General features: G+C 61.4%; 20 protein-coding genes. 11 read left to right on the forward strand and 9 right to left on the reverse strand.

What is annotated here, in order from left to right:
* Positions 1-18: 18 nt before the first annotated feature.
* Both HCR76_RS16795 and tcuA (HCR76_RS16800) read right to left on the reverse strand, forming a co-directional pair.
* The gene (locus HCR76_RS16795) at positions 19-639 is read right to left on the reverse strand and encodes a GntR family transcriptional regulator (RefSeq protein WP_166986545.1); all 621 of its coding nucleotides are present in this window, start codon (positions 637-639) and stop codon (positions 19-21) included.
* 52 nt (positions 640-691) lie between these two features.
* Complete coding sequence (gene tcuA / locus HCR76_RS16800; RefSeq protein ID WP_166986542.1) at positions 692-2,161, reverse strand: FAD-dependent tricarballylate dehydrogenase TcuA; 1,470 nt, start codon at positions 2,159-2,161, stop codon at positions 692-694.
* Positions 2,162-2,414: 253 nt separating this feature from the next.
* Here tcuA (HCR76_RS16800) and HCR76_RS16805 point away from each other — a divergent pair, with 253 nt between their 5' ends.
* Positions 2,415-3,491, forward strand: a complete 1,077-nt coding sequence (locus tag HCR76_RS16805; protein WP_166986539.1) for an isocitrate/isopropylmalate dehydrogenase family protein — start codon at positions 2,415-2,417, stop codon at positions 3,489-3,491.
* Here HCR76_RS16805 and HCR76_RS16810 read toward each other — a convergent pair.
* The 5 genes from HCR76_RS16810 to HCR76_RS16830 all read right to left on the reverse strand — a co-directional run bounded on the left by HCR76_RS16810 (position 3,488) and on the right by HCR76_RS16830 (position 10,369).
* A complete protein-coding gene (locus HCR76_RS16810; RefSeq protein ID WP_166986537.1) occupies positions 3,488-4,462 on the reverse strand; it encodes an NAD(P)-dependent oxidoreductase in 975 nt (324 codons plus the stop codon). The genes HCR76_RS16805 and HCR76_RS16810 overlap by 4 nt on opposite strands.
* Positions 4,459-5,973 carry an FAD-dependent tricarballylate dehydrogenase TcuA gene (tcuA, locus tag HCR76_RS16815; protein ID WP_166986534.1) on the reverse strand — a complete coding sequence of 505 codons (1,515 nt, stop codon included), beginning with the start codon at positions 5,971-5,973 and terminating at the stop codon, positions 4,459-4,461. The genes HCR76_RS16810 and tcuA (HCR76_RS16815) overlap by 4 nt, the downstream gene beginning before the upstream one ends.
* Before the next feature lie 24 nt (positions 5,974-5,997).
* Complete coding sequence (locus HCR76_RS16820) at positions 5,998-7,974, reverse strand: tripartite tricarboxylate transporter permease (protein WP_166986531.1); 1,977 nt, start codon at positions 7,972-7,974, stop codon at positions 5,998-6,000.
* A 71-nt stretch (positions 7,975-8,045) separates the two neighbouring features.
* Entirely contained in the window at positions 8,046-9,158 is a 1,113-nt protein-coding gene (locus HCR76_RS16825) for a Bug family tripartite tricarboxylate transporter substrate binding protein (RefSeq protein WP_166986528.1), read from the reverse strand.
* Between the two features lie 56 nt (positions 9,159-9,214).
* Entirely contained in the window at positions 9,215-10,369 is a 1,155-nt protein-coding gene (locus HCR76_RS16830) for a 2-methylaconitate cis-trans isomerase PrpF family protein (RefSeq protein ID WP_166986525.1), read from the reverse strand.
* A gap of 201 nt (positions 10,370-10,570) precedes the next feature.
* Here HCR76_RS16830 and HCR76_RS16835 point away from each other — a divergent pair, with 201 nt between their 5' ends.
* A complete protein-coding gene (locus HCR76_RS16835) occupies positions 10,571-11,617 on the forward strand; it encodes an Ldh family oxidoreductase (protein ID WP_166986522.1) in 1,047 nt (348 codons plus the stop codon).
* Positions 11,618-11,692: 75 nt separating this feature from the next.
* Positions 11,693-12,883, forward strand: a complete 1,191-nt coding sequence (locus HCR76_RS16840) for an MFS transporter (protein WP_166986519.1) — start codon at positions 11,693-11,695, stop codon at positions 12,881-12,883.
* Here the strand turns inward: HCR76_RS16840 and HCR76_RS16845 are convergent.
* Positions 12,868-13,857, reverse strand: a complete 990-nt coding sequence (locus tag HCR76_RS16845) for a LysR family transcriptional regulator (protein ID WP_328821995.1) — start codon at positions 13,855-13,857, stop codon at positions 12,868-12,870. The genes HCR76_RS16840 and HCR76_RS16845 overlap by 16 nt on opposite strands.
* Positions 13,858-13,963: 106 nt before the next feature.
* Here HCR76_RS16845 and HCR76_RS16850 point away from each other — a divergent pair, with 106 nt between their 5' ends.
* The 5 genes from HCR76_RS16850 (at position 13,964) to HCR76_RS16870 (ending at position 20,412) form a co-directional block, all read left to right on the forward strand.
* Positions 13,964-15,337, forward strand: coding sequence for a CoA transferase (locus HCR76_RS16850; protein WP_198248096.1), 1,374 nt, complete (start codon positions 13,964-13,966; stop codon positions 15,335-15,337).
* A gap of 117 nt (positions 15,338-15,454) precedes the next feature.
* Positions 15,455-16,798 carry an MmgE/PrpD family protein gene (locus tag HCR76_RS16855; RefSeq protein ID WP_166986513.1) on the forward strand — a complete coding sequence of 448 codons (1,344 nt, stop codon included), beginning with the start codon at positions 15,455-15,457 and terminating at the stop codon, positions 16,796-16,798.
* Positions 16,799-16,800: 2 nt separating this feature from the next.
* Complete coding sequence (locus tag HCR76_RS16860; protein WP_166986510.1) at positions 16,801-18,180, forward strand: MmgE/PrpD family protein; 1,380 nt, start codon at positions 16,801-16,803, stop codon at positions 18,178-18,180.
* A gap of 121 nt (positions 18,181-18,301) precedes the next feature.
* On the forward strand, positions 18,302-19,045 hold the full coding sequence (locus HCR76_RS16865) for a GntR family transcriptional regulator (RefSeq protein WP_166986507.1): 744 nt from the start codon (positions 18,302-18,304) through the stop codon (positions 19,043-19,045).
* A gap of 56 nt (positions 19,046-19,101) precedes the next feature.
* A complete protein-coding gene (locus tag HCR76_RS16870; protein WP_166986504.1) occupies positions 19,102-20,412 on the forward strand; it encodes a GNAT family N-acetyltransferase in 1,311 nt (436 codons plus the stop codon).
* A gap of 20 nt (positions 20,413-20,432) precedes the next feature.
* Here the strand turns inward: HCR76_RS16870 and HCR76_RS16875 are convergent, their stop codons facing one another.
* A complete protein-coding gene (locus HCR76_RS16875) occupies positions 20,433-20,708 on the reverse strand; it encodes a hypothetical protein (RefSeq protein WP_166986500.1) in 276 nt (91 codons plus the stop codon).
* A gap of 137 nt (positions 20,709-20,845) precedes the next feature.
* Here HCR76_RS16875 and HCR76_RS16880 point away from each other — a divergent pair, with 137 nt between their 5' ends.
* From HCR76_RS16880 to HCR76_RS16890, 3 genes are read left to right on the forward strand one after another with little or no spacing between them, the layout of a single operon-like run.
* Positions 20,846-21,244: a winged helix-turn-helix transcriptional regulator gene (locus HCR76_RS16880; RefSeq protein WP_166986497.1), complete on the forward strand. Its 399-nt coding sequence runs from the start codon at positions 20,846-20,848 to the stop codon at positions 21,242-21,244.
* A gap of 15 nt (positions 21,245-21,259) precedes the next feature.
* Positions 21,260-22,321 (forward strand): LLM class flavin-dependent oxidoreductase, encoded by a 1,062-nt coding sequence (locus HCR76_RS16885; protein WP_166986494.1) that lies wholly within the window; start codon positions 21,260-21,262, stop codon positions 22,319-22,321.
* Positions 22,318-22,887 (forward strand): NAD(P)H-dependent oxidoreductase, encoded by a 570-nt coding sequence (locus HCR76_RS16890; protein ID WP_166986491.1) that lies wholly within the window; start codon positions 22,318-22,320, stop codon positions 22,885-22,887. Before HCR76_RS16885 ends, HCR76_RS16890 begins: the two co-directional genes overlap by 4 nt.
* The last annotated feature ends 62 nt before the right edge of the window (positions 22,888-22,949 follow it).

The following is a 22,949-nucleotide window of genomic DNA, read 5'->3' on the forward strand; positions in this document are numbered from 1 at the left end:
TTCGCCGACACCGAGCTTTCAGCGCTGCTGCGCATACAGCTGCAGCCTGATGTCACGGGCGCGCGACATGTGCTGCTCCGCAATTTGCTCTGCGGCATCCGAATCGCGATCGGCAATGGCCGAAATAAGCTCATCGTGTTCCGAGAGGGCGGACTCCCAGCGGTCCTCCACCGACAAGGTGGTTGTTGGGTAGCGAAGCAGGTGCACACTCAGCCGCTCAAGTTGGTCAATAAGCGTCTGATTGTGACTCGCCGCCCAGATCGACTCGTGAAACCCTCTGTTCGTGTCTGCGCGGAGCTCTGCGTCCGCCAGATTCGACATTTCGTCTCGCGCCGCGTGAATGCGGGCGAGGTCCAAGTCGGTGCGCCTTTTTGCCGCTGCCCGAGCTGCGAGCCCCTCGAGATCGATTCGCACCTCGTAGATATCGAGAATCTCTTCTGGGGTGCTCCCCTTCACCTGCATTCCCCGTGGGGTCCGCTCGACGAGCAGGTCCAGTTCCAACCGGTGAAGAGCTTCACGAATGGGGGTTCTGCTCGTGCCGTAGCGCTTCCCGAGTGCAGTCTCACCAAGGCCGTCACCCGGCATAAACTCGCCCGAAATGATGTCAGCGCGCAGCCGATCGTAAACGCTCCTCGGCATCGATCCCTCACTCGCTTGGCGACAGACTCTCTTATCGGAGCCCAACTCTAACTTACGCGTGCGAGCCAGCGCGCCGGCCGAAGACCATTCCCGCGGCCAGACCTGAACCCCCAGGGTAGTTGTTGCTGAAGAGGCCGCCCAACATCTCTCCACAGACGAAGAGTCCTTCAATGCGGTTTCCCGATTCATCGAGCACATGCCCATCGACGTCGCTCTTGAGTCCACCGAAGGTGAAGGTTACGCCGCAGGTCACCGGGTAGACGTAGAACGGTGCGGTGTCGATCGCGGACGCCCAGTTGCTCTTCGTCGGCTGCACACTCGAGCTTCGCAAGTCTCTAATCGTCGGATCGAAGGGGCGCGATTCGTCGATGTTCGCGTTAAACTCAGTGACCGTGCGCGTGAACCCCTCAACGTCGATGCCAGCCGCTTCGGCAACGCCCTCGAGAGTGTCAGCGGTGAACTCAGAGATTGCCGGCATCTCATACTCTTCCGAGCGGAGCAGAGGGCGGGACTTCGCGTCGAAGACCTGGTAGCCGACGTTGCCCGGCTGCTTCAGAATCTCCCTGCCGAATTTCGCGTAGGTGTAGTTGCGGAAGTCTTCGCCCTCGTCGACGAATCGGGCACCGTCCTTGTTGACGATGATGCCGAACGGGTAGCCTCCGCGCGTCAAACGATTGGTGAGTTCACGATTGCTTTCGTTGTTCGGAGTCAAGGCGTCCCACTGGACGCTGTGGGCGCTGCCCCAGTCCCCGGCACGGTCAGCTCCCGCTTTGAGGCCAGCCTCAATCAATGTCCCGGTGTTGCACGGCGTGCCACGCAGCTTGGCGTGCCCCCAGCCTTCGCCGAGGTACTTTTCGCGCATCGCAACGTTCGCCTCGAACCCTCCTGCGGCGAGAATGATGGATTCAGCGCGGTACTCGCGCGTCTCTCCGCCTGCGTCGACCCTGACGCCAACGATGCGTTCGTTCTCCGCGACCAGGTCGACGACGTTGCAGTCGTACAGGACCTTCTCGCCCAACCTCTCGGCAATCGCCACGTGATCTGCGATCAGTCCTTCACCCCCGCCCGTATTGCCAACGTGAAGCCCACCCCAGAAGAGGTACGTGCCGTCAGGGCGATCGTATGCCTGGCGTTCATACATCAGCCGGTACTTCATGCCCAATGAATGCAGCCACCGCACGGCGCCATTGCTTTCAGAGACAAGAACTCGAGTGAGCTCCGAATCGTTGCGGCCTTCGGTCACTCGTTCCATGTCGCCGGTGTAGTCCTGCTCGGTATAGGGAGGCACCTCTGTGACACGATGACGCTCGTCCTCGTCCAGAATGTCTCGCAGGTCGTCCAATCCGTTATGCGAGATGCGGGTGGCACCGGCGGTGTAATAGCTGTTTCCGCCCGAAGACTCCTGAGATGCCTTCTCGAGAACAAGCACTGATCGCCCTCGTTCCGCCGCCGCGTGCGCTGCACTGAATCCGGCGTTCCCGCCTCCGACGACGATGACGTCTGCGTCACGTGAGTTCATCATGTATTCCAATCATCTCGTATACTGCTGTATACAATAACGTGAAGAGCATTCCTTCTTCAACTCGCATCCCTCGAGACGAGGGGTCACATGCTCACACCAGCAACTCAAACTCTGCGCCCTGTTCACGCCGTTCTCTCGCACCGCTCCCGTCGTGGACGATCTTCGATCGATCCATTTTCAATTGTGTACAGTGGTATACGTAAATGAAGATCTCGCAGCCGCTTAACCTTAGATTGAGTACAGGATGTGCACGATGCAGAACTCCCAGAAGCTGACCCTTGCCGCGATCCCCGGGGACGGTATCGGCCCAGAGCTTGTCGATGCCGCGCTTGTGGTGCTGAACGCCGCCCTCACTGCGGATGGCGTGGACCTCGAGGTCGTGCAGGAGCGCGCGGGGGCCGAGGTATACCGGGAGACTGGCTCGGCGCTTCTTCCCGGTGCGCTCGAGCGACTCGCTGCCGTCGACGGCGTGATCAAAGGTCCGGTCGGGCTGCCCGATGTTCGTAAGCCCGATGGAACCGAGGGAGGCCTCCTCGGGGGGCTGCTGCGCAACGGGCTCGACACCTTTGCCAATGTGCGCCCGATCCAACTGCGCTCCGGAGTGCCGTCGCCGACGACGCATTCGTCGCACGACATCGATTACGTCATTGTGCGCGAGAACACCGAAGGGCTCTACCTCGCCCGAGGCTCTGGCGTGCGCAATGATCATGCGGCAGCCGACCAGATGATGATGACGCGCCACGGCGTCGAGCGAATCGTACGCTTTGCCTTCGATACAGCGCGTTCGCGATCCGGGGCACCCGCAGACGACGTGCAACGAGTGACCTGCGTCGACAAGAGCAATGTGCTTCGCTCGTTCGCGTTCTTCCGGCAGATCTTCGACGAGATCAGCTCGGAGTACCCAGAGATCGAGGCCACGCATATGTACGCGGATGCCGCTGCCGGCGCACTCGTGCAGAATCCAGCACAGTTCGATGTACTTGTGATGGAAAACTTCCTCGGCGACATCCTGAGTGACCTGGGCGCCGCTACGGCGGGAGGACTCGGAATGTGCGGTTCCGGAAATATCGGAAGTGCGACCTCGTACTTCGAGCCGATACATGGAAGTGCGCCATCGCTCACAGGAACTGACACCGCGAATCCGGTGTCCGAGATCCTGTGCGGCGCCATGATGTTGAGACACTGCGGTCACTCCCTCTCGGCGGTTCGCATCGAGACCGCCGTTGAGCAGGCCTTCGTCTCGGGGGACATCCAACTCGACTCCCGCGGTTGTCCCATTGCCGGCACAATCGCGGCAGCCGAGTCGATCGTGAAGCTTCTGAACGTCTAAGTGGTGAGCACGCTCGGATCCATGAGTTCATCAACCGGAAGCGCTGCGTTCAGATAGCCCTCCAACTGATCTGCCGCGATTTCGGCGAATTCCTCGAAGACCTCCTCGACAGTCCATCCGATATGGGGAGTCGCGATCACATTCGGCAGCCTCCGCAACTCTGAGTCGGGCGCGAGCGGTTCTGACGCGAACACGTCGAGTCCCGCAGCAGAGATCGGGCCATTCTTCAATGCTTCGATGAGTGCGGGTTCGTCGATGATCGCGCCTCGCGCTGTGTTCACGAGAACCGAGCCGGACTTCATCTTGGCGAGCTTGGCAGCGTCAAGCAGACCTCTGGACTCGTCGCTGAGCCGAAGGTGCACGCTCACGACATCGCTCACGCCCAGCAGGTCGTCGAGCGGCAACGCCTCCACGCCGTCGGGAAGCTCTTGACTCGTTCTGTTCCACACGACAACCTTCATACCGAAGGCGTGAGCCAGTTTCGCCACTGATTTTCCGTGTCGACCGAAGCCGAGAATCCCCATCGTGCGGCGACTGAGCGTTCTGCCAAGATATGGCTTCCACTCGCCCTCGGCCATCGAGTCCACGGCGGATCTGACGTGCCTCAGGGCGCCGATCGCGAGGGCGAATGTGAGTTCGGGGACGGCCGCTCGTGGCCCTACCCCCCGCCGTCCCAGTGCAACGGGAATGCCCCGCGCCGTCGCGTGGGCACCATCGAGGTGGTAGGCATGTCCACCGGCCTGCAGCACGAGCCGGAGGTTTGGCATCCGGTCAAGCTCATCCGCGCCGAGTTTCGAACGCTCGCGCACGGCCATGAGCACATGGACGTCGACGAGCTCAGCATCCGGAATCTCCGACAGCGACGTGGTAACCACACGCACGTGAGCCTTCTCACGCATTCGCCGCACTCCATCGGATGCCTCGAGCAGCCCTTCAGCATCGTTCAAAACAAGGACATTAGTCTCACTCATGATTGCGCCTTTCCCGCCAGGGCCGCATGACGCCCCGCCTTCCTGCCGAACACGGCACCCCGAACCAGTCCTGCTCCCGCGGGGTAATTGTGGTAAAAGAAGCCGCCTGTGACTTCACCCGTTGCGAAAAGCCCAGGCATCACACGGCCGGCGAAGTCGACGGCCCTCGCCTGCTCGTCAACGGCGATGCCACCGTAGGTGAAGGTGATTCCGCACGTCACCGTGTAGGCGGTGTAGGGGCCCTGGTCGATACGCTGAGCCCAATTCGACTTCGCCGGCTGGCCCGAGGGTTTCGCTGAGAGCCCGTCACGCCCGAACGGATCGAACTCGCCGTCTGAGCAGGCCGCGTTGTAGTCGTGAACCGTGCGCTCAACGGCCTCGGCCGGCACACCGAGCTTCGCGGCCAGTTCGCTCAGCGTGTCCGCCACGATGGGCGTCCCCGTCGAATAGCGCGGCTCAAGCAGGTGCGTCGTCTTGCTGTCAAAGAGCTGGAACGCCCAGGCTCCCGTCTGTGCGCGCACCGACTTTCCAGTCTTCGCATAGGTGAGCCACACGTGGTCTTCGCCTTCGTCGACGAACCGCTGCCCCTCCGCGTTGATGAGAAGAGCAAAGGGGTAGCTGTATCGACTCATCTTGTCTGTAACCTTCAGATCGCCGACGTCAGGTGCATTCGCGTCAAGCGGCACCGCGTGGCATCCGCCCCAATGGCCAACAGCTTTCGCTCCGGCATTCATGGCAGCCGCGAGTCCGGCGCCGGTGTTGAACCGGGTTCCGCGCACCTTCACAAGGTCCCATCCGGGCCCGAGCCATTTCTGTCGCATCTGCGGGTTCGCCTCAAAGCCTCCCGAGGCGAGCACGACGTTTCCGCGCACCTCCTGATGAGAATCCTGCCGCTGCACTTTCACCCCTGTGCACGTCGAGCCTTCCATGATCAGTTCACTCACCGGGGCGTCGTACCACACCTCGATTCCAGCCTCCTCGACAGCGTGGAAGAGGTCTTCGATGAGTCCGATGCCCTCGTCCGCCGCTCGGAAGGCGCCACCTGGCGGCAGCCGGTATCGCTGTCCCTCGTCGATCTTCTCCGGATCAATGAGTTTGCCGACAGCAAGCTCGAACTTCACGCCCTTCTCCACCATCCACGAGACCGTCTCGTACGACTCTTCGATCACGGCGGAGGTGAGAACGTCAGAATTGCGTCCGCGCGAGACCCGAGCGTATTCGTCTGAGTACGTCTCGACGGTGTACGGGTCAAGGTCGACCCGGTCTTTCCACTTCGCAGACTCCTCGGTGATGAGCGGCAGCAGCGACTCCATGCCGTCGTGCGCGATACGGAAGATCCCTCCCGTGAACCGGCTGTTTCCGCCCCGCTCCTCCCACGGAGCCGCCTCGAGAACGAGAACGCGCGCTCCGTTCTCGTGAGCTGAGAGGGCCGCAACGAGCGCGGCGTTCCCCGCTCCGACGATGACGACGTCGACATCGGTGCCGTCAACCGCATTTACCTGACCAGTCATTGTTCTCTTTCTTGTCCGCGATTCTTATATTCCGAGGTAGACGTATCCGTCTGGGAGGGAGATGCCTGCGAACTGCTGTGCAACGAGAAGCAGTGCAAGAAGTGCCACGGTGTAGATCGGGATGACCCACCACTTGGCTTTGGCCACGAACCAGAGGAAGAGCGGCACATAGACGAGGCAGGCAACAGCCATTCCGAAGACATAAATAAGCACGACGAATCCGAGGAGCCACATCGTCGACGCAAACGTGACGGTCAACACCTTCTTCCAGGCCGCGCGCGTCTCATCGGTTCGCGGCGCGTCGCTCTTGAGCTTGCGCAGCTCGATGATCATCGCGACGAGCGAAAGCGTCGCTCCGATCACCGTGATGACGTTCGGCATCAGTCGGGCCGCCTCGGCAAACTGCTGGGCAAGCACAAACGCCCCGGCGAAGATGATGAAGAAGATGCCGGCGATAACGACGGCCCAGCTTCGCGGCGCGTTGTCCACCGCGAGATCCGACTCGGTTGAGACCTTCTCCGTTGTGTGGCCGAGACGCTTTCTGATGAGGCGCACCAGAGCCATGACGATCGGGATGATCAGTATCACCGCCATAACCAGAACCCCGGGACGCGTTGCCCACTCAGAGAACGAGTAGAGCTTGTCGGTGAGGTAGTAGTACCGTTCCATCGGGATGCTCAGCACGAAACCGATAAGGAACGGAGCTCGCGGATAATCGAACTCCTTCATGAACCACCCGACGACTCCGAGGATGAGCATCAGCGGAATCATCTGGATCAAGAGCGACCCTTGGAAGCCAGCCATGAAGAGAATCGGGATGAGGCCCGCGGCCAGCAGCGGGAAACGCACGAATGAAAGCATCGAGAGCGGCTTTGCGATGACAAAGCAGAGCAGAGAGCCCACAACGCTCGCGATGCCGAACGACCAGATAATGACATAGATCAGGTCAAGGTGGTCCGTGATGATTCGCGGTCCCGGCTCGATGCCGAAGATCAGCAAGGCACCGAGAAGCAGCGCTGCCGGTGCACCGCCGGGAATGCCGAAGAGAAGCGTCGGGATCAGGTCGCCGGCTTCGACGGAGTTTGCCGCGGACTCGGGTGCGATGACACCGCGCGGGTCGCCCTTGCCGAACTTCCCCTTCTTCTTGCCGCGTGCGGTTGCCTGGGCCTGGCCATAGGCCATCCACGTTCCCGCCGTTGCGCCGACCCCGGGGAGCACACCTGCCCAGATGCCGATGAGCGCTCCTCGAAGAACGTGCATGAAGTTCGGGAAGAACTCCTTGACGCCCTCCATCCAGCCCGTCCCCAACGACGTGACGTTCGCCACCGCAGTCTTCTTCGCCACCAAGTGAATGATCTCGGCGATTCCGAAGATGCTGAGGGCGACGGCGACGAGATCGAGACCATCGGCAAGGTCGAGGTTGCCAAAGATAAAGCGATAGTCAGGGGCCGCTGGCGCAGCCCCGACCTGCCCGAGTAGAACTCCGAATGCACCGGCGACAAGGCCCTTGACGAGGTTGCCCTTCGAAAGCAGTGCAGTCAGTGAAATGCCCAGTACAGTCAGCATGAAGATCTCGGGCGAACCGAAGAGCAGCACGAGCGGCCGTGCAACGGGGATAGCTAGCGTGAGGCCGATCGCTCCGATGAGTCCGCCGGCCATCGACGACATAAACGCTAGCGAGAGGGCCTTGGCGCCCTTGCCCTGCTTGGCCATGACATGGCCGTCGAGGAGCAGCACAGCTGCGGAGGATGACCCCGGTATACCCAGAAGGATGGAGGCTATGGCATCGGAATGGTGAACCACAGCGACGGCACCGATGATGAGGGCCATCGCCTGCGGCGCATCGAGAACGAAAATGAACGGCAGGAGCACTGCGACGGCGGCAGTCCCGCCGAGACCAGGGATAACACCGACGACGAGTCCTGCGAAGACTCCGGCAGCGAGGAAGAACAGCGTGGAGGGATCGAGAAAAGTGTTGAGGCCAGAGAGTACAGCATCCATGAATCGACAACCTTGGCAATAGAGGACTTGAGGTCGGCTGGTCAGCGCGAGCCGACCAGCCGACCGATGAGCTACTTCGTATCGACAGTGACGTCGTACGAGTTCTTCAGCAGATCGAGTGTGTAATTTCTCACGGCTTCAGACACATCGAACGTCTTCGTCAAGTCCTCTTGCGCCTCGTCACCCGAGACCAAGGGGTAACCACCCAGGGCATCCTTGCTTTTCGCGATGAACTCCTCGTCTGTCGACAGCTCCTTTGCCGCTGCGCGGAGAGCATCGACGACGGCCGGATCCGTGCCCTCGTTGACCCAGATGCCTTTTTGATAGAAGTACCCGGCCGAGAGGAACGCCCGGTAGGCGTCGTATGCTTCACCGCTCGGAGCCTCTCCGTTGATGTTCTCGTACACTTCTTCAAGGGTCGGCAGGTCGGGCAGAGCCGGATCGCGAACGATCTCACCGTCCTCGGGGACGCCGAAGGAGAACAGCGCTGTCGCCTTTCCGTCATCGATCATCGGCTGAACCTGCGAGACAAACGCCGATGTCGTCTGGTAGTCGAGGTTCACCTCGCCGCGCTCAAGAGCGAGACGCGCAGGCCCTCTGCCTTCAAAACCGAACGTCGCATCGATGTCGATATCGAGAACGTCCATGGCCAGCAAGGTGACGAGGTCATTTCCCGTTGCGCTGATGCCGCCATAGCTGAGCGTCTTATCGAAACCGGCAAGATCAGATGCCTGCTTGATGCCCGTCGAAGACGACACATAGACAGCTCCGCCCGTGCCGTTGACGACAACTGGGACCAGCTTGGTGAAGTCATACTTCACCTCAGAGCGATTCAGCAGGGCGGGAATATAGGTGCTGCCCGAGGTAACAAGGAGCTGACTGCCATCAGTCGAGCCCGATGTGACGAACTTATTCGTTCCGGTGATCGACTCGCCGCCCGGCTGATTCTCGACGACGATCTTCGGGTTGCCCTCGATCTTTTTCTCGAGATACGGGGCGACGAAGCGAGCCCACGTGTCCGTGCCGCCTCCAGCCGCGAAGGGCACGACGAGCTCGATTGATGACGGCAGTCCGGCCGACTCATCTGAATGGGTTTGAGACGGGCCGCTGCACGCGGTCATCGCCATCGCTGCAGACGCGCCGAGGGCGACTGCGGCCAGTGTGCGGGTAAACCTCTTGGTCATCGCTACTCCTTTGTAGTGTGTAGTGCGTTTTTACTTGGTTGACAGCTGGGTCTGGCTTACGTCGTCACTGCACTCAGCCGTTCATCGGGCACAAGAACCGTGCCTTCGAACAGCCGGCGAGCCGTGCGAAACCCGGATGCGCTGTGAGCGACCCAGCCTTTCTCATCGACCCCAACGTCGACCTCCATCGGAAGCAATCCTGATTGGTGCCCGATGATGACCGACTCTGAGTCCGAACGTACCGCCTCATTCACGAGAGTCCCAGTGATGCGAGACGCTACGCTCGTCGCGATTGCTCCCGTCAGCGGGTACGACGGGTGCAACCACCCCATCGACATCATTGCCGCGCGAATGCTCATCTGCTCTGCTGAGTAGGAGTGGCCATTCGCGGCGGTGTAGTCACGTGGCGCCCCAACAAACGAGAGTTTGGGCACGGACGGAACGTGCGCAGTCGCTTCGTCAACAGTCTGCGCGATTCCCGCCAGCACCGATGCTCTCGCACGAATTGACTCGACCTTTGCCCGGAACTCGGGATCTGCGTCAAGCTGGGCTCCCGTCTCGGTTCCGTCGAGCCCCACGTCGCGCCATCTCACGAACACGAGGGGGTTCGCAGCGTCAATCAGAGAAACGTCGATTGTGCCGATTCCGGGGACATCGAGCTCATCAACGACGTTCCCTGTGGGCAGAAGGCTGCCTGTTACCGACCCTCCCGGCTCAAGGTAATCCAGCTTCACTGGGGATCCGCTTCTCGGCACCCCGGGAAGCTCGAAGTTTCCGTTCGGATCGAACTTTCCGTCTTTCGTCGGCACGTGCGCGACGATGACCTTGCCGGTGTTGACGTTGAGAAACCGCACGATCGTCATGGGGTCTGTCGCTGTGACGAGACCCTCGTCGACGGCGAATGGGCCGACCGCTGACGAGATGTTCCCACAGTTGCCCCGCCGATCAATCATCTCCTGCTCGATTCCGACTTGGCCAAACTCGTAGAGAACGTCAACGCCTCTCTCGCGACCATCGCTAATGATGGCCACTTTGCTTGTCGACGACGCCGCACCGCCGACGCCGTCAATCTGCCGCCGAAAGGGGTCAGGGCTGCCGTACGCCGAAAGGATGAACGCGTCTCGCTGGCGCGGATCTTCGGGAAGATCCCGCTCGTGGAAGAAGAGCGCCTTGCTCGTTCCTCCACGCATGAATACGGCGTTTACACGCATCGCTCTCGCCTTTCGTCAGATCATCGCGCCAACGCAGAACGTGGCATCTGTCCAATATGACGACATTCATTTACTTAAGCAATATCGAAGTTCTGGATGGTTTATTAAGTTTTGCTACAGGCTAAATTCCCGTGCAAGGATCGTGATATTACCGCCGCCTTCGCCGCGGGAGACTGATCGCCGACGAGAGGATGCACTCGTATGACTACCCAGCTGTTCTCACCACAGCTGCTCATTGACTTCGCAACGAAGGTCCTGATTTCTCTCGGAGTTCCCACCGACGACGCCACGCTCGTCGGCACAAGCCTCGTCAGAGCAGACATGGGCGGCCACGAATCACACGGGATGCTTCGATTGCCGTGGTACTCGGCACGGCTGAAATCTGGAGCGATGACCCCACACACCGATCCCGTCGATGTCACAGATTCGGGCGCCCTATCGATCGTCGATGGGCGCGATGGAATCGGTCAGGTTCTCGTGTCGCGGGCGAGCATGCGTGCAATGCAGAACGCCGACAGATTCGGCATTGGCGCGGTCGGCATTCGAAACAGCAATCACTTCGGCACGGCCGGCTACTGGACGCGTTCGATGTCGGAACGCGGGTACGTCGGAATTCTGCTCACGAACAGCAGCCCCGCCATGGCTCCGTGGGGTGGCGTCAACAAGACTGTCGGCTCAAATCCCTGGTCAATTGCTGTTCCTGGTGGTCGACACGGATCCGTCGTTCTGGATATCTCGAACTCGAAGGTGGCGCGTGGAAAGATCTATGCCGCAATCCAGAATGGGACGGACATCCCCGGCGATTGGGCGCTAGACCTCAATGGCCGAGTCACTACCGACCCGCACGCAGCTCTGAAGGGGACACTCCAGCCTATTGGCGAGCACAAGGGTTATGGAATCTCACTCATGATCGATCTGCTTGCCGGCGTACTCACCGGAAGTGGGTATGCAGACCAGGTTGTCGGCCCGTACTCGGAGGAGGGCAGCAGTCGCTGCGGTCACCTCATCATCGCGATTAAAGCTGACGCTTGCATGCCGCTTGACGAACTTCGTGCCCGGGTGAATAATCTCGTCGATTCCACGACCTCTGGGCCTCTCGCAGAGGGAAGCACACGCATCCTCGTTCCAGGCGATCGCGAGAGTGAGAATCTGAAGCATGCGAAAGCCGAGGGCATTTTGCTTCCCGAACGGACGATCAACGACCTCAATAGGCTTGCAGATTCACTAAAGGTAGATGCCATTTTGTGAGAAATGCAGGAAGTCGGGCCTCAGAAGCGGCAACAATGAGGATGCCGTTGTCGTGATCGCGAGGGGATGTGTGGCGTGACACCGAGAACCCAATTTGCCCTCGTGCTCGTCCAGACCGTTCTCGTTCAGACGCTCTCGTTCGGGCTGAGGCCGACCTTGTCGTACGCTGTGCTCGATGCCGGCGGATCGGGAAGTCTTCTCGGTGTACTGACGGCGGCCTTCGCGCTTCCGTCACTCTTCCTTGCACTTCCGGTTGGCCACATCATGGATCGAATCGGCGAACGTCCCGTTCTGGTCATCGGCCCGCTGTCGATGCTCGCAGCCTCGGTCATCGGCTTCATCTTCACCGACAGCATTGCCCTTCTGATCCTGGCGACGGCGTTCGTCGGCATCGGCCATCTCTCAACTGTGCTCTCGACGCAAGCCGTGCTGGCAAATAGATTTGCGAGCGGGCGTGCAGACTCAGTATTCGGCTATTACACGTTCGCCGCGTCACTCGGGCAGACGTTTGGCCCGCTCCTGCTATCACTTCCCAGTGATCGGCCCGAGATGCCTCCCATCGGCACGATTCTCATCGTCTCCATCACGGCAAGTCTCATCATGTTTGCGGCGTCGCTCTTCATCTCGAGCAGTCCCCACCTGCGTGCGTCGAAGACGGGCAATTTGGCATCGAACACGCTCGCGCTCCTCCGAATCAAGGGCGTCATTCGTGCGTTGATTGCCACGAGCATTGTTCTCGCGACGATCGATCTTTTTGTCGTATACATGCCGCTTCTCGGCCACGAACGCGGGCTTACAACCGTCGTCGTCAGTGTCATGCTTGTCGTTCGGGCGGCAGCGTCAATGGTTTCGCGATTGTTCCTCGGAGTTCTCGTGCGGCGCATCGGGCGTCGACGACTCGCGGTCGGAAGCATCGCAGTGTCGGCACTTGCCTTGGGGGCCATCGCACTGCCAACGCCGCAAGCAGCACTCATCACGTTCTCCGCCGTGTACGGATTCTTCATCGGCATCTGTCAGCCCGTGACGCTGTCGTGGATCTCAGAACTGGCACCGGCCGGCTCCCGTGGACTGGCGATGTCGCTGCGTCTTGCGGCAAATCGAATCGGTCAAACCGTGATCCCTGCGACCCTCGGAGTGCTCGCTGTCGCCGCAGGGGCCGCGGGCGTTCTCGTGGCCGCCGCGGGCACCCTTGCTGTGGCAGCATGGTCGAGCGCAGCCTTGCCTGGACCATCGACGCGACCGCCGCCGGATCACGACGTGGGCTGACCGCCAGCTCCGAACCCCTGGGCAGCTTCGATCAGCATCTTCACCATGGCAAGATCTGCTGGATTAGAGACCCCATCGGCCAATCTCGCCAGCATGATGCGGCGCCGTGGAACGATCCCCTTGAGGCGTATTACCTTGACGTCGCTGCGCTGCACGCTGAGCGCGAGTCGCGGAACCAGCGCAACCCCGAGCCCCACCGCCACCATGGCCTGGGCCTCCTGGTAGTCATTTGCCTCGTAGGCGACCTTTGGCTCGAATCCCACTTTGTTCGACGCACGAATTATTGCTTCCATGACGGGATGCCGTTCGGCCCGAACGACCCACATCTCGTTCACGAGCTCGCTCACAGAGACCGAATCTCGATCGGCCATGGGGTGCGTGTGCGAAACAACCAGATCTGTTGGGTCGTCCATGAGGTGAATGAGATCCAAGTTGGGGTGATCGATCCTCGACCACGGGTATTCCCAGAGGAGACTCATCGAAATCTCTCGACGGCTCAGCATGGCGAGCAATGGTGCTTTGCGGAAGCTCCTCACGGTGAGTTCGACGAAGGGATGCTCCTTGCGAAACCTGTTGATGGCCGCAGGCAGGAGCGACGATCCGGCTGTAGGAAACGTGCCCATGCGCAGGGCGCCTGCACGCAGTCCGATGATGTCGTCGAGTGAATGCTGCAGCGATGTGATCTGCCCCCGCATCCGTTCTGCGTGCTCCACGGTTGCGCGACCAGCATCCGTCAAGAAGATTCCTCGACTGTGCCGGTGAAGCAGGGGCACTCCCGCTTCAAGCTCCAACTTTCGAATCTGTTGCGAGATCGCCGATACGGAGTATCCCGCTGCCTCAGCAGCAGCTGTCATGCTTCCTTCGTGAGCAACGGTTGCGAGCAGCAGGATCCTCTCAGCACTGGCTATTCCGATCACCTGTGGATCCACTCCTCGTTGCCGCTCTGTGCCCTTCAGCCTTTGACGGCCCCTCACATTTTCGCACGGACGCGCACAAGCAGCGAGGCTCGCGGCAAGATCAAGCGGCGAAATCCGCCCAATGTATTGTGCTCATTAATGATCCGCAATGAAGGGCCTGCCAATGTCGGCAATCACAGAACAACTCCTCGATCAGATGCTCGTTCCGCTGCGAGGACTCGTAACAAGAGATCATGTGACGCTCACACAGGGTGAGTCTCTCTCCTCGATCTTCGCGGTCAGCGACATCGCCCAGGCCTCAATTGCCACAGCAGGAGCCGCTGTGTCGGCGCTTCGCCGGGAGGAAAGTTCCATTGCGCCGATCGTGACTGTCGATCGCAATTTAGCGAACTCCTGGTTCTTTCGCTCGATCCGCCCGATCGGCTGGTCGATGCCTGAAGTTTGGGAAGGGGTGACCGGCGATTATCAGACCAGCGACGGCTGGATTCGTTTGCATACCAACAAGCCCAACCATCTGGCAGCAGCACTCAGAATTCTTGAGGCTCCAGAGGACCGAGAGATCGTCCGTCGGCGTGTCGAAGCGTGGAACTCCACGGAGCTCGAAACGGCAATCGTCGAAGCGGGTGGAGCCGCAGCCGCGATGCACTCGCGCGAAGAATGGCTCACGCATCCGCAAGGTGAGGCCGTGCGTGCGGAGCCGCTCGTGGATTTCGAGGCTAGCGAGGCAACGAACCGCACACCCACTCAGATCGGCACCGCCGAGAGCCCGCTTGCTGGCATCAGGGTCCTTGACCTCACACGCGTGCTCGCCGGACCCGTGGGCACCCGACTGCTCGCCGGGTGGGGTGCCGATGTTCTCCGTATCGACCCGCCGGGTTTCTGGGAGCCTTCCGCCGAACCAGAAGTAACCCTCGGCAAACACGTCGCGCGTCTCGATCTACGTACAAAAGAGGGAAAGGACATTTTGCTTGGGCTATTGGCTGAGGCTGACGTCTTCGTTCACGGATTTCGTCGCGGCGCCCTCGACGACCTGGGTCTCGGCAAGCACGTGCGTGAAAGCATCCGACCTGGCTTGGTCGATGTATCGCTTACGGCCTACGGATGGACCGGGCCGTGGACCGCCCGCCGAGGATTCGACAGCCTCGTACAAATGAGCAACGGGATAGCCCATCTCGGGCAGAAAAAAGCTCGTTCCGGGAAGCCGCTCCCGCTACCCGTACAAGCACTCGACCACGCGACTGGCTACCTCATGGCATCCGCCGCTATTACCGGTCTCATCCTGCGGCAAACACAGGGCATCGGCTCGTCCTGGCACGCATCCCTTGCGCGTACCGGTGAGCTCATGATCGATGCCGGCATCAGCGAGGAGTTCGGGAAGCAGCCTGCCTTCATCGCCGCAGAAGAGGATGCACCGATCGAGCAAACGCCCTGGGGGGATGCCAAGCGCATACCGCCGCATATACGCGTCGAGGGCGCCCCATTACGCTTCAGAACCAGCGCACGCCCACTCGGCACCGACCCCGCAACCTGGTCATAGTTGCGGGCTTCTGCAACGTCGACAGACCGTTGTGGAAGGTGAGATCTGTTGCTAGTGTCAGAATTGTCGACAGCCGACAATTTATTTGCCACCGGCCGAACCACGGAGACTCCGCACATGACACTTGCATCAGCGCTTGCCGCACGGGTCACCTCACTCACGGCGAACGACCTCACGCCGGATGCCGAGAGGCGCCTGAAGGATCTTGTCTTTGACTACCTCGGCGTCGCCCTACGCGGCAGCCAGGCAGAATCCGGACGAATCGTTCGCGAGTACGTCGCTGCACAGGGCGGAGCTGACGATTCGACTGTCATCGGACAACCCGGGCGCGTACCCGCATCACAGGCGGCATTTGCTAATGCGATTTCTGAACATAGCATCGAACTCGACGACGTTGATGAGCTGGCACTCTTTCACTTTGGCCCGCCCATCGTGTCAACCGCTCTCGCCGTCGCAGAACGGCAGCGCTCGAGCGGGCTCGAGTTTTTGATCGCCGTGCTTGCGGGCTGCGACATCATGGAGCGCCTGAGCCGCGCGACGAACAATGAGCTTCGCAACCGTGGGTTTCACACGACCCCGACGTGCGGGGTCTTTGCCTCGACAGCCACCGCGGGGCGACTCCTTGGGCTCACCCCGCAGCAACTCACGAACGCCTTCGGTCTCGCGGGAGCGCAGGCCTCTGGGCTCATGGAAATGTACGGGCCATCCATGCAGAAGCGCTTCAACCCGGGGCCGGCGGCGCGCAACGGAATCGTTGCGGCGGAACTTGCGCAGCGCGGCTTCACCGGGGCCGACACAATCTTCGAAGGAGAGCGAGGCTTCGGTCAGGCCTTCGCGGGCAAGCTCGATGAGCGCGCAGCCCGAGACAGGCTCGACTCCGGGTTTCCGATCATCGTCGAGCACAAACCGCATTCCGCGGCTCGCCCCATTCACAATGCGATTGATTGTGCCCTTGACATCAGAGCTCGTGCCGGGGCATCCGTCGATGCGATCGAGACGATCGTCGTCAAACGGCATCCGGATTGGGCTCATTATCATCTCAATGCGCATCCGCAGACGTTCCATGAGGCACAGGTCAGCCTGCCGTACGCGGTAGCGGCGACGTTCGTCTTCGGCGCGGCCATGCCCGACCAATTTGCAGATCAGAATCTGGAGCGTACTGACATCCGACGCCTCGTGGCCACAACGACAGTTGAACCGGATGCCTCATTGCAGCGAGGGGTCTCATGCGATATGACCGTCACGTTTGCCGATGGGTCCTCTCTGCGCAGCGTTGTCGATCATCCCAAAGGCTCGAAGGAGAACCCACTGTCACGCGATGAGTTGAGCGCAAAGTTCAGGGGATTGACCGACGGACTCCTCCCCGACGGAGCCGCGGAGCGCATCAGACGCACTGTCGACGACCTGGAGACTCTCGACGATATGACGAATCTTCTCTCACTGTTCACGGAGACACAGTGACAATGCCTTCCTCCGAACAGACATCTCCAACCGCCTCGCTCGCAACCTTCGCTGCGGAGCTCAGCTACGACAGCATCCCGGCTCCGGTCATCGAGCACACCAAGCTGTGCCTGCTCGACACGATCGGATGCGGCCTTTTCGGCACGACCCTGCCCTGGGTTCGCATCGTGCAGCAGACTGTGCTCGCGACTGACGAGACAGCACGAGCCGAACTCTGGGCGCGTGGTGAGCGCGTCTCTGTGACGAACGCAGCCCTCGTGAACGGCATGGCAATCCATGCCTTCGAGCTCGACGATCTTCACCGTGATTCCATCGTTCACCCTGGCTCCGTCGTCGTCAGCGCCGCACTTGCGGCGGCGAGACTCCGCTCAGCTCCCGTCTCGGGTCGGAGCCTTCTGACGGCCATGGTCGCCGGGTACGAGGCAGCCGCGCGCGTCGGGCGATCGATGGGCGCCGCCCACCTGGTTCACGGGTGGCATCCCACTGGAACGCATGGCACGTTTGGAGCGGCGGTGGCCGCAGGCAGCATCCTCGGACTGAACCCGAAACGCATGCTCAACGCTATGGGAACCGCAGGATCACAATCTTCCGGCTTGATGTCGTCCCAGTTCTCGTCAATGGTGAAGCGATACCACGCCGGGCACGCGGCCCAGGCCGGACTGATGTCTGCCCTTCTCGCAGACCGAGGCTTTCTCGGCATCCCGGACATCCTCGAGAACCCGTACGGCGGCTACCTCTCCACGTTCTCGCCGACGTCGAATCCGGATCTCATTCTCTCGGGGCTCGGCGAAGACTGGCAGATCGGCGAAGTGGGATTTAAGCCGTATTCGACGAATGGAAGCTGCCACCCCACGATCGACGCCCTCCTCGACATGCGGAAGCACTTTGGGATCACGGGCGACGATGTCGCGGCGGTGAGAATCCGCTGCAGCACCGCAACATTCAAGCATGTCGGTTGGTCGTACCAGCCAGAGAGCGTGACAACCGCTCAGATGAACCTTCCCTATATCGTCTCGGTGGTGCTGGCAGACGGCGATGCGTTCGTCGATCAGTTCTCACCAGAGCGGATCGTCGACCCTCAGCTCGTCGACTTCAGCCGCAGGGTCACCATTGAGGCCGACCCCGCGATCGACGCAGGCGGCGATGCGATGCGTCACGCCACCTACCTCGAGGTCGACCTGAAGGATGGCCGCACGCTGACCGATGAACGTGTTCACGCGAAAGGAAGCGCCGACTTTCCGATGAGCGTCAACGATGTGCGCGCAAAGTTTAGAAAACTGGCTCGCGCGACGCTGTCTGAACGGCATATCGACAGGGTTGAGCAGGTGATCCTCGCTGCAGAAGCCGCAACGATCGACGATCTTCTCGCGCTCATTGAATGATCAACGCGAAAGCGAGTTGCCCGAAGTGGCGAACAGCCATCGGGTAAGTTGAGCAGCAGCAAGACCCGCCCACAACCAGCCCGATTTGTCGAGGGGCGGGTCCCGATACTCTGGAGCAAAAATGCCTCAGCGCCGCACACCACACGCGCAGAATGTCATGGTGCCCAGCGCATTCGAAACGCGCTCGTTCGCCCAGACAGCGGTGGGTCTGCTGCGCGAGATGATCCTGAGCGGCGGGTATGGCCCTGGGGAACGCTTGAACGAATTGGCGATCTCTGAGCAACTTCAGATCAGCCGCTCGCCCATCAGAGAAGCCCTGCAGACCCTTGCGGGCCAGGGCCTCGTGCATTTCATTCCGGGTCGCGGCGCCTTCGTCACGGACTTCGACATCGATTCCATTCGCGAACTCGGCGAACTGCGAATCGCACTCGAATCACGGGCTGCCCGGCTTGCGGCCTCACGCGCCACGATCGCACAGTTGAACGAGATTCGGCTGATCCTCACGCACTCCGAGAAGGCGATTCGATCAGGCGAGATCGACGACTTGCTCGACTATTCTGACCGCACGATTCAATCGGGTGGAGATTACCCTCAGAAGCTCGACTTCCACCAAGCCGTGCTGAATGCGTCACACAACCAACGTCTCGTGGACGCCGCCGATACTGCGGCGACGCAGTTTCGACTCGCTCGCGCGCGCACGGGTCGTGAGGCCGCGTGGGCAGCGGAAGCGCACGAGGAGCACCGTGTGATCGTCGAAGCGTTAGAGCGTCACGATCCTGAGACGGCGGATGTTGCGATGGAAGAACATCTGGCAAACAGCGTGAGCCGGAGCATCGCTCACATTGAGGCGACGTCGGGCACCTAGCGATGGTTGCCGCGCGCGTCCTGGCCGACGTCATCCGGCACCGCTAGGCTTTGTGGGTGGACTTCACCGACGCACCCATCGACACGACAGCCGCCGCCAACCTCGCCGAGCAGAAGCTGAGCCTTGAGCTTCTTGACATCGCAAACGATCACGACACGGCGGTGGGCTTCGAAGCCGTCGTCAATCGCGGATTCTACGGCGAGCGCAGCGACGAGAAAGATGTCGAGTTCACGCTGCGCACTACCGCGTATCGACGCACGACAGGGGTGTGGGATGCCACTGAGTCCGACGTCGAGCCCGTAGCAACTATCGGCACGTGGGAAACGCCGCTGAGCGTTCCGGGCGGAGGCACCGTGCCCACCTGGGCAATCAGCGCTGTCACTGTCGCGCCCACTCACCGCCGCCGAGGCATCGCCCGCAACCTCATTCAATCGGAGCTGCGCACCGCGGCAGCGTGCGACGTGCCGGTCGCCGCTCTGACGGCATCCGAAGCCACCATCTACGGCCGCTTCGGTTTCGCTCCCGCTGCGCGTGTGGCGAAGATCACCGTCGACACCACGCGCGGAAAATGGGCCGGCCCGACTGCTCGCGGGCGCGTGCGCTTCATCGAGCTCGATGAGCTGCATACATCGGGCCGCGACATCTTCGAGCGCGCGCGTCTACGCAACCCCGGCGAGATCGCGCTGGACGACGCACTGTGGTCGGGCACAATCGACTACCAGCCGGGCAAGGCTGACAAGGCAAAAGATCTGCGCGCCGTCCAGTACACGGATGCTGCCGGCACACCGCAGGGAATCGCGGCGTACCGGGTAAAAGACGGCACCGACGGCAAGCTCACCGCGACAATCGTTCACCTTGCGGCGGCGACAGACGACGCCTACGCCGGACTGTGGCGCTATCTGCTCGAACTCGACCTCGTGCGGTTCGTTGAGGCCGATCTTCGGTCGACGGACGAGCCGATGCTCTGGCAGCTCAGCGATGTTCGCGCAGCGAAAGTGGCGCCGTACGATCACCTCTGGCTGCGCATCCTTGACCCCGTCGCGGCGCTCGAGGCGCGCACGTACTCCCGGGCGGGCAGCATCGTGCTCGATCTCGTCGACCCGCTCGAGTTTGCACAGGGCCGCTTTCTTCTTGAGATTGACGCAGCGGGAACAGCATCCGTGTCGCGCCTGGAGGGTGATGTGCCAGCGGATGCCGCTCACGCGACGCTCAGCGAACGCGACCTCACGCTGATCTACGTCGGCGGCACGTCAGCCCTGGCATTGCACAGGGCTGGACGCATTGCGGCGCACACCGATGGTGCGATCGAGATGCTCAGCGCAGCATTCCACTCGCCCGTGGCACCGCGACTGAGCATCTGGTTCTAAGCGGACGAGTCACGCAACCCTCAGGCGTCGGGGTCCTTGCCCTCGATGTCCTTCTCTTCTTCTTCAGCAGGAAGGCGTGCGTGCACGGGCGGCACAATGCCCTGCGGCGTTCCGCCCGTCGGTGCGGCCACAATGGGCGGAACATCGTCGCCCTCGCCGAGACGCTCGTTTACCTTCTCAGCGTCGTCGGCATCGCCCTGCAACCCGTCAACGTGCTCGTTTGTCTGGTCGAACCTGTGCGCGAACCCCTCGTTGTCATCACGATCGCCCGCGTGCTTTCCACTGTCGGTGTTCATATCCCCATCATGACCGTCGGCCTTCGCCTTTACCAGGGGTTGCGAAAACTGCTGCCGAGCGCGCTGTGTCCCACGCGCGGGAATATTTGCGAATGAGGCTTTGCTATCTGTAGTGACTACAGAAAGTGGAGCGAGATATGACGGAACAAACGGCCTCGCGGCCTGATCTTCCCGACGAGGAGGCGGTCGGCGGCGCATGCCCATCGTTCGTCACGGCAATGGACGTGATCGGTCGCCGCTGGACGGGCATCATCATCGAGGCGATCGGCCGCGACTGCACCGGCTTTGCCGAGATCAGCCGGTTCGTCGGGCACATCGGCGACACCATGCTGGCCAAGCGTCTGCGTGAGTTGGAGACCGACGGACTGATCGAACGAGCGGTCGTGGGGACCCGCCCCGTGCGCGTGCGCTACACGCTCACCGTTGCCGGCCTCGCGCTCTTGCCGATTCTCGAAGACATCACCAGCTGGGGGCATGCCTACGGGACGGCGAATGAACCAGCTCACACTCACGACAACATCACAGCGAAGAACTGACGGGACAGATCCGACATGGCATTTGAAATTGGCATCCTCACCTTCGGGGAGCTCACCACAGACCTCTCGACGGGCGCAATGCCGTCACCCTCCGAGCGCATGATGCAGACGTTGGAGCAGGCACGCGTTGCCGAGCAGGCGGGCATCGACGTCTTCGGCGTCGGCGAGCATCACCGCACGGACTTCGTCGCGTCTGCACCGCACATGGTTCTCGCTGCAGCCGCGACCCAGACCTCGAAGATCAAACTCACGAGCGGGGTGACTGTCCTCAGTTCTGATGACCCCGTGCGCGTGTTCGAGAACTTCGCCACTCTCGATCTGCTCTCCGGTGGACGCGCCGAAATTATTGCCGGTCGCGGCTCGTACACGGAGTCGTTTCCGCTGTTCGGCTACGACCTCGCCGATTACGCCGATCTCTTTCGCGAGAAGCTCGACGCCCTGCTCGCCATTCGAGCGAAGAACCCCGTCACGTGGGAAGGCGGTGCCCACCGTGCACCGCTGGTAAATGCAGACGTCACCCCACGTCCGATCGGAGACCTGCCCATTTGGGTGGGAGTCGGTGGAACACCGGCATCTGCGGTGCGCACCGGGCAGCTCGGCCTTCCGATCGCGCTCGCCCTTCTACTTGGCCCGATCACGCAGATGCAACGACCCGCGGCGTTGTATCACCAGGCCGCGGCGGCTGCCGGTCATAGCGAGGATTCTCTGCGAACCAGCATCAACGCCCACGGCTACGTCGGCACGACGAGCCAGGGCGCGCGCGACACGATGTTCCCGTACTTTGCACGTGGCATGCGCGAGAACAACCATCAGCGCGGCGAGGGCTTCGACATTCCGCGTGCAGCGTTCGACGCCCAAGCAACAGAGCCCGGGGTTCTGCTCGTCGGCAGCGTGCAGGAGATCATCGACAAGATCATGACGTACTACGAGGTCTACGGCATTTCGCGCGCGATCACGCAGATGGGCTTTGGCGGCGTTCCGCAGAAGGAGCATCTGAAGGCGATCGAGCTGCTCGGAACCGAGGTGGCGCCCGTCGTGAGGCGCGAGATCGCATCGCGCGAGGAGGTAGCAGCATGACACGCCCGCTTAATGTTGTCGTCGTCAACGGCAGCCCCACCGAACGATCAAAGACGATGGGGCTCACCGAGCTCGTCACATCGTCACTCGCCGACAAGCTGCCCATCGAAACCCACCGTGTCGACGTCTATCGACTCGGCTCCGGATTCACGGGTGCGATCACGCGAGATGACGTGACGCCCGACGTCGAGGAGGCGCTGCGCTTTGTCGAAACCGCCGACGTGCTCATCGCGGCTACTCCCGTGTACCGCGCGACCTACCCGGGGATGTTCAAGCACCTGTTCGACCTCGTCGAGCAGTATGCGCTCGCCAACAAGCCGGTGATTCTCGTGGCAACGGGAGGCAGCGACAGGCACGCACTCGTCATCGAACACGCATTGCGTCCACTCTTTGGGTTCTTCCAGGCCGCAACGGCGCCCGTCGGCTTCTACGCGAACTCGGGCGACTTCGAGGGCACACTCGTACTCAACAACGAGGTGTACTCGCGCATCGAGATCGGCATCGGCGACATCGTGCCGCAGCTCCGTCAGCTCGCCGAAGCCGACAGAACTACTGTCCCGTTCTGACTCCTGCGGTCGTTCTGTCATGCCGCGGCGTGGCAGAACGACCGCAGCGTTCAGCGCACGCC

This window comes from Paramicrobacterium chengjingii, from assembly GCF_011751765.2.
In the GTDB taxonomy this organism is placed as follows: Bacteria; Actinomycetota; Actinomycetes; order Actinomycetales; family Microbacteriaceae; genus Paramicrobacterium; species Paramicrobacterium chengjingii.

Coding starts and splice junctions, on each gene's coding strand:
- HCR76_RS16795 (WP_166986545.1), bottom strand. CDS start 639: ATGCCGAGGAGCGTTTACGATCGGCTGCGCGCTGACATCATTTCGGGC.
- tcuA (WP_166986542.1), bottom strand. CDS start 2,161: ATGATGAACTCACGTGACGCAGACGTCATCGTCGTCGGAGGCGGGAAC.
- HCR76_RS16805 (WP_166986539.1), top strand. CDS start 2,415: ATGCAGAACTCCCAGAAGCTGACCCTTGCCGCGATCCCCGGGGACGGT.
- HCR76_RS16810 (WP_166986537.1), bottom strand. CDS start 4,462: ATGAGTGAGACTAATGTCCTTGTTTTGAACGATGCTGAAGGGCTGCTC.
- tcuA (WP_166986534.1), bottom strand. CDS start 5,973: ATGACTGGTCAGGTAAATGCGGTTGACGGCACCGATGTCGACGTCGTC.
- HCR76_RS16820 (WP_166986531.1), bottom strand. CDS start 7,974: ATGGATGCTGTACTCTCTGGCCTCAACACTTTTCTCGATCCCTCCACG.
- HCR76_RS16825 (WP_166986528.1), bottom strand. CDS start 9,158: ATGACCAAGAGGTTTACCCGCACACTGGCCGCAGTCGCCCTCGGCGCG.
- HCR76_RS16830 (WP_166986525.1), bottom strand. CDS start 10,369: ATGCGTGTAAACGCCGTATTCATGCGTGGAGGAACGAGCAAGGCGCTC.
- HCR76_RS16835 (WP_166986522.1), top strand. CDS start 10,571: ATGACTACCCAGCTGTTCTCACCACAGCTGCTCATTGACTTCGCAACG.
- HCR76_RS16850 (WP_198248096.1), top strand. CDS start 13,964: ATGTCGGCAATCACAGAACAACTCCTCGATCAGATGCTCGTTCCGCTG.
- HCR76_RS16855 (WP_166986513.1), top strand. CDS start 15,455: ATGACACTTGCATCAGCGCTTGCCGCACGGGTCACCTCACTCACGGCG.
- HCR76_RS16860 (WP_166986510.1), top strand. CDS start 16,801: ATGCCTTCCTCCGAACAGACATCTCCAACCGCCTCGCTCGCAACCTTC.
- HCR76_RS16865 (WP_166986507.1), top strand. CDS start 18,302: ATGCCTCAGCGCCGCACACCACACGCGCAGAATGTCATGGTGCCCAGC.
- HCR76_RS16875 (WP_166986500.1), bottom strand. CDS start 20,708: ATGAACACCGACAGTGGAAAGCACGCGGGCGATCGTGATGACAACGAG.
- HCR76_RS16880 (WP_166986497.1), top strand. CDS start 20,846: ATGACGGAACAAACGGCCTCGCGGCCTGATCTTCCCGACGAGGAGGCG.
- HCR76_RS16885 (WP_166986494.1), top strand. CDS start 21,260: ATGGCATTTGAAATTGGCATCCTCACCTTCGGGGAGCTCACCACAGAC.
- HCR76_RS16890 (WP_166986491.1), top strand. CDS start 22,318: ATGACACGCCCGCTTAATGTTGTCGTCGTCAACGGCAGCCCCACCGAA.